Annotated in this window: 1 protein-coding gene; it reads left to right on the plus strand. The window is 31.6% G+C overall.

Annotation, left to right across the window (positions count from 1 at the left end; translation table 11 throughout):
• On the plus strand, positions 1-301 hold a 301-nt coding region (locus ACSG5Z_RS30660; RefSeq protein WP_435712838.1), incomplete at both ends, for a serine hydrolase.

The following is a 301-nucleotide window of genomic DNA, read 5'->3' on the forward strand; positions in this document are numbered from 1 at the left end:
CATTTATACAGTAAAAGAGTTATATGAAGCAATGGCAATCTTTTCTGCAAATGGTGCAACAATTGCATTAGCAGAAGCAATTGCAGGTAAAGAAGTAGACTTCGTAACAATGATGAATGATAAATCGAAAGAACTAGGGTTGAAAAATTATAAATTTGTCAATTCTACAGGTTTAACGAATAAAGATTTAAAGGGAATGCATCCTGAAGGAACTACAGCGGATGAAGAAAATAAAATGTCTGCAAAGGATGTTGCAACTTTAGCACAACATTTAATTAAAGATTATCCAAAATTGTTAGAT

It is taken from the genome of Bacillus pretiosus (assembly GCF_051294775.1).
GTDB lineage: Bacteria > Bacillota > Bacilli > Bacillales > Bacillaceae_G > Bacillus_A > Bacillus_A wiedmannii.